We start from the raw sequence: 8992 nt of genomic DNA on the forward strand, positions 1-8992 counted from the left end.
GCATCGCGCCCGAGGAGTCCATGTAATACCAGGTACCGTCCACTCCGGTCATGCCCGTGTGCATCACGCCGCTGGTGGGGTCCAGGTAGTACCACGATCCCCCGTCGTTCACCCAGCCGCCGAGAACCATATAGTAGGCTAAAATTCCAAACGCGCCGATTACGCCCATGATGCCTACGATTTTCCATGCGGGCTTTATGCGCGAGCCGTCCTTTTTAGGCGCCGTGAAGGCATCGACGCAGTTTCTTAGCGCGCGGCGTCCGATGACATTTTCTACCAAGATCATCGGGATCCCAAGCACGATCATTGCGATGCAAAATATGAGCACGTAGGCGCCGCCGCCGTTTTGCCCGACTAAATACGGAAACCGCCACGTGCAGCCAAAGCCGATCGTGGCGCCCGCGACGGTTAAGATATATGTGAGCTTGCTGCTCCAGGTCTGTCTCGGCACGCTCCCTCCTTAAAATTGCTCTTTTTTGAGCTTGTCGAGGAAGTCCTCGATATTGTATTTGGCGCGGTAAGCCTCGCTGATGAGATGGACTATGATGTCGCCGAGATCGACGACGCTCCACTCATCTCCGCTTTCGATAGCCAAAAACTCCTCGCCGAGCGGCTTTAGCGCGCTTTTTAGCTCCTCGATAAGTGAGGCTGCGTGGCGGGAGGTTAGCGTAGTAGCGATGACTACGAGTTTTGCGATGTATTCGCGCTCACTCATATCGATGATCTGGACGTCTTCGGCTTTCTTTTCGTTTAAAATTTCGGCAATCCGCTCCGCCCTTTGCTTTGGATCTTGCATATCTTTCCTTTTATAAAATTTTATGACCTCTGCTGCGATCTTGGGCGGGATTTCGCCTTTGAAATCTCGCCTAAAACCGCTCGAGCTCGCATCTACGGCAATCTCGATGCGTCTTAGAGCCGCCCACTGCCGCGGGATCTCGTAGCCCGGCCGCGTAAGCACCGCAAACTCCGCCAATTTCTGCAGCTCGCCGAAATCGCGCCATTTGTGAAGCTCGGCTAGGTTGTCAGCACCCACGACGATATAGAGCTTTGAGACTGTATCTGCGCCGCCTGTGCTACCTATGCAATTTACTGTGTTGCCTGCGCTATGCGCGTCGTTCATATCATTTATGTCGCTCGCATCGCTTGCGTTGTTTGCTCTACCCATGCCGTTTGTTTCATTTGCGCTACCGCTTACGTTGCATACGCCGTCTGCGCCGCCACTTTGAATTTTATTCGCGCCTGAAATTTCATCCGCATCCGAACTCTCGCTCGCTATGCTACTTGGAATTTCGCGGTTTTTTGCGTTTGAAATTTCGCTCGCATTTGAAATTTTATCTGCGTTTTGGATTTTACTCGCGACGTCCTTGCTATCCGCCTTGCTTTGCGAAATTCCGTCCATTTCGCTTTTGCTACCAACCGAAATTTGTTCCGCCATCCCTCCTTGCAGAGCTTCGTTTTTTGCGTTAGCGGGGATGCTCGCTCCGCCCGTAATATCGGCGGAGCAGGCGTCGCCGCTTAGAATTTTACCTATATCGCACGACAAAGCCCCGTCCGTCTTCTCGGGTAAAATTTCGTCTGCACTGTCCGAAATATAAGCACAGGCAGAAATTTTATTCGCAATATTTGCGCCGTTAGGTAGAGCCTTATTCGTTACGGTTGCCGGGGTTTCGCTCGCCGAGGCTGCCGTCTCCGCCGAGATTTTGCCGTTCGCGCCGTATTTTTCGAGCAGAAATTTCACGCTTTGTATCGTGGGTACCGGCACGTTTTGTGAAATTTCATAATCGCTCACCTCCACGTGCGGGGCGTCGCTCCACAGCGCGCGGCACCATCTGAGCCGCAGCTGCGGCGGCGCCGAAAAGCTCTTTTTAAACGGGTTTAGAAACGACGGCATTATGACCAGCAAATCGGGCTTTAAGCTCGATAAAATCGCCTTTACCGCGACGTCGTGTCCTGCGTGCGGCGGATCGAAACTGCCGCCGAAAAGCGCGATCTTCACGCGCCTGCTCCGCGCCGCTCCGCGCCGCAAAATTTCTCGCCCTTCGCCGCAAATTCTGCGGCATGAAATCTTGCGCGGCGCAATCTTGCTTTATGAAATTTTACGCCGCAAAATTCCGTTTCGCCAAATTTTGTTGCAAAAAATCCCGCGTTTTGTGGCGCGGTAAATTTAAAGGGCGTGGCGGCGCAAAGGCTATGACTGCGTCGCAGCCCTTTTGCGGCGGCAAATTTTAAAAGCGCGCCATCGCGGAATTTTACCCTACTGAATTTTGCTTCGCTAAATTTCATTTTAAGTTCTAAATTTGGCGTCCGGAACTTCATTTCGCTAAATTTCATGCCGTGAAATTTAGCCGCATAAAATTTCGCGGTGCGATCTAAAAAACCCGTCTCGCGCAATTCTGCTTTGTAAAATTTGACGCCGCGTGCCATAAATTTTGATTTGCAGAATTCCGTGCCGCGAAAGTTTGTTCCTAAAAAATTCGTCCCGTAGGTCGTAAATTTCGCGCTATCAAATTTCTCGTCGTGAAATTTAAAATGCGGGTGCCGTGATTGCCAAATTTGTTGCGTATGACGAAGCGTTTCATTGCAAAATTTAAAATCGCGAAGCGTGGCATCGTGTGCCCCAGGCTCCGCGCCGCAAAATTTCGTGCTACCAAATTTTGTTGCAAAAAATCCTGCGTTTTGCAGCGCGAAAAATTTAACGCCGCGATCCATAAATTTTTCCGCGCAAAATCCAGCGGTTGCGAAGCGGGCGTTAGAATTCGGGTTTTTGTAAGGCTTTCGCACGGGCTGCCTACATATATTTTTCTAAAACGCGCGGAATTTCGATGCTGCCGTCCTTGCGCTGGTAGTTTTCCATCACCGCGATTAGCGTGCGACCGACCGCGAGCGAGGAGCCGTTTAGCGTGTGAACGAGGCTATTTTTCTTGCCGTCTTTGAAGCGGATCTTGGCTCTGCGCGCCTGAAAATCGCGACAGTTGCTGATCGAGCTGATCTCTCGGTATTGGTTCTGCCCCGGCAGCCAAACCTCCAAATCCACGGTCTTTGCGGCGCTAAAGCCAAGATCGCCGCTGCAAAGCAGCATGTGTCTGTGCGGAAGGCCAAGGCTAGCTAGCAGATCGCTCGCGCATGAAATCATCTCTTCAAGCATCTTTGCGCTATCCTCTGGGCGCGTGATGGCGACGAGCTCAACCTTTTCGAACTGATGCTGGCGGATCATGCCGCGCGTATCGCGCCCCGCTGAGCCCGCTTCCTTGCGAAAGCAGTGGCTGTAGCTGGTGAGCTTGATCGGCAGCTCCTCGCTGCGTAAAATTTCATCGTTAAAGAGATTCGTAGCCGTAACCTCGCTCGTAGGGATGAGGTAGAGGTTTTGCTCCTCGTCGTCAACGCGGTAGAGGTCGTCTTTAAATTTAGGCAGCTGGCCCGTGCCGTAGAGGATCTGATCGCGCACCAAAAACGGCATATTTACGAGCTCGAAGCCGCGCGAGTTATTAAATTCGATCATGTAATTGATGAGAGCCATATTCAGCTTTGCGCCCAGCCCGCGGATCGCGGTGAAGCGGCTGCCGCTGAGTTTAACGCCGCGCTCGAAATCAAGCCATCCTAGCGCCTCGCCGAGCTCGAAGTGCTGCTTGGGCGCGAAGTCGAACGTGCGCGGATCAAGCACCCTTTTGATACAGACGTTTTCGTTCTCGTCCGCACCGATCGGCACGTCGTCGTCGATGATATTCGGCACGCACGCGGCGATCGCCTCTAAGTTTTGCTCGCGCTCATTTACGAGCTCGCTAAGGCCTTGGATCTTTTGCTTGTTTTCCTCAAGCTGCGATTTTAGCGCGCCTACGTCCTTGCCCTCGCGTGCGGTGAGACCGAGCTCCTTGCTCTTTGCATTTTGCACGGCTTGAAGGTTTTCCAGCTCCGTCTTTTTAGATTTTAGCTCGTTGTAGGCATCCAGTAGCGATTGCAGAGTTTGCGGCGGGACTTTTTTGGCGATAAGTTTTTTATTAAATTCGTCGAAATTCGTCTCGATAAGTTTTAAATTTATCATTTTCTGCCTCTTTTTGGTAATTTAAATTGCGACATTTTAACTAAAGTTTGCTTTAAATACTCAAAATAAACCCACATTTAAGCAATACGGATGAAAAAAAGTGATACAATTCAGTAATATTTTATTATGAAAGGTATTACATGAAGGCAAAATTTGCTTTTTTAGGAATTTTAGCGGCGAGCCTTGCATTCGCACATTTCGGCGTTCTTACAACGGATAAAAATGTCGTAGAGGATCAAAAAGATGCTACTTTAAAGCTAAATTTGGAATTCTCCCATCCGTTTTTACAGGAGTTTATGAATCTACAAAAGCCCGCAGAATTCGGCGTTTTTATTGACGGCGAGAAAAAATCGCTTCTAGGCAGCCTAAAAGAGCAGAAAAAGGGCGAAAATTCCTATTTTGCGGCGGAATTTAAAGCTGACAAGCCATCACTTTTGGCGTTTTATTTTGATCCCAAACCCTATGCCGAGCCGGCTGAGCGCAAGATGATCCGCCATATCACCAAAACCTACGTCGATGCTTACGGCGCGGGCGAAGGCTGGGATAAGCCGCTCGGGCTAGAGGCGGAGATCGTGCCGCTAGTGCGGCCTTATGCGCTGTATGCGGGCGAGATATTTAGCGGAGTGTTTCTGCTGCACGGAAAGCCCATCCCAGGCGCGGACGTGGAGATCGAGCTATATAACGATAAAGGCTACAAAGCCCCTAGCGAGGCGCATGTCACGCAGGTCGTTAAAACCAACGGCGCGGGCGAGTTCAGCTTTGTGATGCCGGTTGCCGGCTGGTGGGGCTTTGCGGCTCTTAGCGAGGAGGAAGCCGCCAAAGGAAGCGAGCAGCCCGTAAATGAGCTGGGTGCCGTGCTTTGGATCAAAGCAGACGAGTTGAAAAAATAGGGGAGCAGCTCGGTGAGATCTCTTTTTTTGGGCGAAATTTGCGCGGCTGCGGATAAATTTAAATTTGCGTTTGAGCGGAGTTTTGAAATTTTATTTTCGTACGTTTTGCTTGGCGACGTAAAATTTCAAGCGAATTCTGCGGCTAAAATTTTACGGGGAAGAATTTTGTCGTTTTGCACCCGCGCGCAGTCTGCGTCTCAGGGTTTGGTTAAAACTTTACGGAGCAAAATTCCGCTGAGTAAAATTTCAAGTAGCAGAACTCTGCTATGTGGAATTTTGCTCGGTAGGAATCCGCTCTTAGTAGCTTCGAGCCGCAAAATTTCATATCCATGGATTTATGAGCTTAAAATACCAGCACGTAAAATTTCGTTTTTTGAAATTTCGCAGGCTCTGTTTTACCGCACAAGCATCTCACCGAGATCGCTCGGAGCCTTAAATTTTGCGTTGCAAAATCCGCTCGCCGCTCCTGCAATTGTAGCAAGCGAAAATTCTTGCGCCGTGCGAGCCGTAAAATTTATCAAATTTGCCGGTTCCGTAAGCGGTTCCGACATCGCTCCGAGTCTTGCGCTGACAGCCGCCGCAGATAGGACGCAAGCTGCGAGTTTTACAGCCGCAAATTTTGCCGCGACTAAAGCCGTAAAAGCAAGGCCTGTAGCAATCAAGGCAATTATCGCAAAGGTCGCAAATGCCTTAAATTTAACTAGCTCCCGCGTTTTTGTGCGTCTAAAAAACTGGAGCGATTTAAAGGAGGCGAGCCGTGCACATTAGCGAAGGAGTTTTGAGCGCGCCCGTGCTGCTTGCCGGCTGGGCGGTTACGGCGCCTGCGGTAGCGGCGATTTTATGGCGCGTAAGGCAGTCTGAAATCCCTAGGATCGCATGTTTTAGCGCGCTGTTTTTCGTCGCCTCTTTCGTGCATCTGCCTGTGGGCGTCAGCTCCATGCACCTGATGCTAAGCGGGCTCGTGGGCGCGTTTTTGGGCTCGCGTGCGATCTTGGCGATTTTCGTCGCGCTTTTTTTGCAAGGGGTGTTTTTCGGCTTCGGAGGGCTTAGCGTGCTCGGCGTAAATACCGCAGTCATCGGCTTTCCGGCGGTTTTGGGCGGGCTCTTTGCCGCCGCCTCAAAAGCGCAAGAGCTAAAAGCGCGCACGCAAAAAATTTATCTATTTTTGGCGGGTTTCGTACCGATCGTCTGCTCGATGCTGCTTCTTGATCTCGTGCTTTTCATTAGCGGGCGGGAGTTTTTTGCTATCGCGACGCTCATCTCGCTCGAAGGTGCGATCCTAGCTGTTTTGGAAGGGATCATCACTCTTTTTGCGCTTAGCTTTATTGCGAAATTTTACGGCGGACAGAGGCGATGAGAGCGCTATTTTTCTTAGCGGTTTTGAGCTCTTTTGCATTTTCGCATGCGCTTCATCTTTTCGCGACGCAAGAGGGCGATAGAGTGGCGATTTATAGCTATTTTTATAAAAATTCTCCCTGCATGCAGTGCGAAGTTTTAATCAATGCGGACGGGCGCGAAATTTTGCGGACCAAGACCGATAAAGAGGGACTTGCGAGCATACGAATGCCAGCTAAAAATTTTACTATTCAAATTTACGGAGGTGCAGGGCACGGTGCACAGATGGAATTTAGCGCCGAGAACTTTGCGCCGCATAATTCCGGTGATCCTGAAAATTCCACGCCACAAAATTCTGACGTTTCTGAAAATCCTGTGCCGCAAAATTTGAACGCCGCTAAAAATTCTGCGTCCAAAGACAGCGCACCCGAAAATATCGCGCCGAAAGCTAGTACGCCTGAAAATAAAATTTCAAGCGCTTCAAAGCCTTTGGAAAATTCTGCCTCGCAAAGTATCTCACCGAAAGAAAGCCCTAAGGGCGATATTAGGAGCCTGGCGTTTCAAAACCAGTCCGCCGAGGCGCCTAAAATCGCGCTTTGTTTGGCCTTGATTTTCGGCTTTTTTGGCTTAATGTGGCTAGCAAAAAGAGCGCGCAAATGAGCCCCACCGTATCGTTGCTCGCGTTTTTCATCTTCAGCTTCGGCGTCGGACTTAGCGAGCAGCTTTATGCGGCGTTTTTTGCCCCGCCGATGCTTCTTTTTGCGCTTAAAATTTCGATTGCGCGCGCGGTCTGCACAAGGCTTGCGGTATTAAATATCTTTGCTATTTTAAGCGCGTTAAGCCCCGCCATAGTCGGCAACTACGAGCTTGCGGGCGTGATATTTTTACGCGCGAATTTGATAATGGCGTTTGCGATTTTGCTATTTTATGGCAAGGATGAATATTTTTTCGCGCGCGGATTTTACGGGCTCGGGCTCGGCGAAAAGCTAAGCTCTTTGGTGTATTGCTGCGGGCGATTCGTAAATTTTTTACGCTCGGATCTGGCGAGGCTGCAAGCTCTTTTGCGGATGCGCGGATTTGTAGGGACGAGCGGAATTTTCACCTATAAAATTTATGCGAATTTAGTTGGGATTTTAGCGATTTCGGCACTTGAGCAGGCAAGGAATTTAAGCCTGGTAATGAACGCGCGAGGATTTTGCGGTAGGCTATTTTACGAATGTCGCGAGGGCTTGAGCGTCTTGGAAGCCTCGTTTTTGGCGTTCGTGTTGGCGTGTGTATCTATTAAAATCGGAGCTATCTTATGAGCTGTTCGCTTAAGGCGCTGGATTTAAGCGCTAAAAATGGCGAGCGAGAAATTTTTCGCGGCGTAAATTTGAGCGTAGGGCATAAGGAAAAAGTGGCGATCTTGGGCGCGAACGGGCAGGGCAAGACGAGCCTGCTTCAAATTTTAGGCGGCCTAAGGCAATGTGGCGAGGGCGAGATCGAGCTTTTCGGTGAGAAGCTTGAGTGTGCGGAGGATTTTGTAAAATTTCGCCACGAGATCGGGTTTTTATTTCAAAACAGCGACGATCAATTTTTGTGCGCGAGCGTGTTTGAGGACGTCGCATTTAGCCTGCGTGCGCAAAATGAGCGGTTAAAACGAGCACGAAATGCAGAGCAAAGGCGTGGAATTTTTTCTAAATTTTTTAACCGTAAGGCGCAAATTTTAAGGCAGGGCAGCGAAAACGACCATCTAAAAAAGCTTGAAATTTTAAGCGAAGAGCAGATCGAGCGCAAGGCGCTTGAAACGCTGCGGCGCCTGGGAATCGAGCATCTACGCGAGCGGGTGCCCTTTCATCTAAGCGGCGGCGAGAAAAAGCTAGTGGCGCTTGCGGGCGCGCTGGTGTGCGAGCCTAGGATACTGCTACTGGACGAGCCTACGACGGCGCTTGATGAAGCGATGCAGGAGCGCGTGGCGGGGATTTTGGCGGAGCTTGACGTAAGCGAGATCATCGTTTCGCACGATAAAAGCTTCATCGATAAAATCGCAGATAAAATTTATTATTTAAAATCTGACGGGCTGTATGAAAGTCCATGATAAAATCATAGATAAATTTATCGTTTAAAATCAAGAGGCTTGTATAAGTCCATAATGGCGACCCTTGCGGGATTTGAACCACGCGTTTTCGCACTGAGAATGCAACGTCCTGAGCCACTAGACGAAAAGGTCAAGAAGCCGCATTATAGCGACAAAAACAAAATTTTAGATAAAATACTAAATGTGGTGTCTTAATATGACGATAAGTTTTTTTAGAATTTTAAAGAACGACACATTGTTTATCGGGCTACGTTATTTAGATTAAAATTTAAAGGTACGATGGATGTAATTTTAATTTTAGTCAATCGCACTTATTTTTGAGATAAATTTAGGACGTAAGATTTATAATCTATCTGAATTTATATACAAGGTGAAGCCTAGCCTATCTTTTCCATCGCCTTGTTTTTAAACGCTACTGGATTAGCGACAAATTGGAAGCTAACCGCCGTTCCGCCGGTGCCTCGTACCACTACGGTACCGCAGCCGAAAATTCTCCCGAGGACACCTTGCGCCACAGATAGGCTCTCGATTTTCTCGTATTTCAGCTCTACGGTGTCGCGGCTGACAAAGCCTGCTTTACCGATTATACGCTGATTTGTAATGGCAAGCTCGTTTGTTTTAAAAACAATCAATCCTTTAAGCAACGCCAGT

The 8992-nt window shown here is 49.4% G+C and carries 11 protein-coding genes and 1 tRNA gene; 6 read left to right on the forward strand and 6 right to left on the reverse strand.

The features are described from left to right. The 4 genes from Q0095_RS05475 to serS form a co-directional block, all read right to left on the reverse strand. On the reverse strand, window positions 1-451 hold a 451-nt coding region (locus tag Q0095_RS05475), incomplete at its 3' end, for a sodium-dependent transporter (protein WP_297882104.1). A 9-nt stretch (window positions 452-460) separates the two neighbouring features. Further along, window positions 461-1996 carry a ribosome silencing factor gene (gene rsfS, locus Q0095_RS05480; protein WP_297882106.1) on the reverse strand — a complete coding sequence of 512 codons (1536 nt, stop codon included), beginning with the start codon at window positions 1994-1996 and terminating at the stop codon, window positions 461-463. Then, the gene (locus tag Q0095_RS05485; protein WP_297882108.1) at window positions 1993-2781 is read right to left on the reverse strand and encodes a hypothetical protein; all 789 of its coding nucleotides are present in this window, start codon (window positions 2779-2781) and stop codon (window positions 1993-1995) included. The genes rsfS and Q0095_RS05485 overlap by 4 nt, the downstream gene beginning before the upstream one ends. Window positions 2782-2788: 7 nt before the next feature. Beyond that, a complete protein-coding gene (gene serS, locus Q0095_RS05490) occupies window positions 2789-4039 on the reverse strand; it encodes a serine--tRNA ligase (RefSeq protein WP_297882110.1) in 1251 nt (416 codons plus the stop codon). 140 nt (window positions 4040-4179) lie between these two features. On the opposite strand from serS, the gene Q0095_RS05495 reads away from it, so the two are divergent. From Q0095_RS05495 to Q0095_RS05520, 6 genes are read left to right on the forward strand one after another with little or no spacing between them, the layout of a single operon-like run. Next, window positions 4180-4929, forward strand: a complete 750-nt coding sequence (locus Q0095_RS05495) for a DUF4198 domain-containing protein (protein WP_297882112.1) — start codon at window positions 4180-4182, stop codon at window positions 4927-4929. Between the two features lie 12 nt (window positions 4930-4941). Next, window positions 4942-5697 (forward strand): hypothetical protein, encoded by a 756-nt coding sequence (locus tag Q0095_RS05500; protein WP_297882114.1) that lies wholly within the window; start codon window positions 4942-4944, stop codon window positions 5695-5697. Further along, entirely contained in the window at window positions 5687-6286 is a 600-nt protein-coding gene (gene cbiM / locus Q0095_RS05505; RefSeq protein ID WP_297882115.1) for a cobalt transporter CbiM, read from the forward strand. The genes Q0095_RS05500 and cbiM overlap by 11 nt, the downstream gene beginning before the upstream one ends. Continuing rightward, the gene (locus tag Q0095_RS05510) at window positions 6283-6924 is read left to right on the forward strand and encodes a hypothetical protein (protein WP_297882118.1); all 642 of its coding nucleotides are present in this window, start codon (window positions 6283-6285) and stop codon (window positions 6922-6924) included. Before cbiM ends, Q0095_RS05510 begins: the two co-directional genes overlap by 4 nt. After that, window positions 6921-7568, forward strand: a complete 648-nt coding sequence (locus tag Q0095_RS05515) for an energy-coupling factor transporter transmembrane component T (protein ID WP_297882120.1) — start codon at window positions 6921-6923, stop codon at window positions 7566-7568. Before Q0095_RS05510 ends, Q0095_RS05515 begins: the two co-directional genes overlap by 4 nt. After that, window positions 7565-8341: an ABC transporter ATP-binding protein gene (locus Q0095_RS05520; RefSeq protein ID WP_297882122.1), complete on the forward strand. Its 777-nt coding sequence runs from the start codon at window positions 7565-7567 to the stop codon at window positions 8339-8341. The genes Q0095_RS05515 and Q0095_RS05520 overlap by 4 nt, the downstream gene beginning before the upstream one ends. Window positions 8342-8396: 55 nt before the next feature. Here Q0095_RS05520 and Q0095_RS05525 read toward each other — a convergent pair. Both Q0095_RS05525 and Q0095_RS05530 read right to left on the reverse strand, forming a co-directional pair. Further along, window positions 8397-8473 (reverse strand) — tRNA-Glu (locus Q0095_RS05525). A 245-nt stretch (window positions 8474-8718) separates the two neighbouring features. Continuing rightward, on the reverse strand, window positions 8719-8992 hold a 274-nt coding region (locus Q0095_RS05530), incomplete at its 5' end, for a PH domain-containing protein (protein WP_297882124.1).

The sequence above is a fragment of the uncultured Campylobacter sp. genome (assembly GCF_938045535.1).
In the GTDB taxonomy this organism is placed as follows: domain Bacteria; phylum Campylobacterota; class Campylobacteria; order Campylobacterales; family Campylobacteraceae; genus Campylobacter_B.

Excerpts from the sequence above, each read along its gene's own strand:
- Q0095_RS05515 (WP_297882120.1), top strand. The coding sequence starts at position 6,921 with ATGAGCCCCACCGTATCGTTGCTCGCGTTTTTCATCTTCAGCTTCGGC.
- Q0095_RS05495 (WP_297882112.1), top strand. The coding sequence starts at position 4,180 with ATGAAGGCAAAATTTGCTTTTTTAGGAATTTTAGCGGCGAGCCTTGCA.
- serS (WP_297882110.1), bottom strand. The coding sequence starts at position 4,039 with ATGATAAATTTAAAACTTATCGAGACGAATTTCGACGAATTTAATAAA.
- Q0095_RS05520 (WP_297882122.1), top strand. The coding sequence starts at position 7,565 with ATGAGCTGTTCGCTTAAGGCGCTGGATTTAAGCGCTAAAAATGGCGAG.
- Q0095_RS05510 (WP_297882118.1), top strand. The coding sequence starts at position 6,283 with ATGAGAGCGCTATTTTTCTTAGCGGTTTTGAGCTCTTTTGCATTTTCG.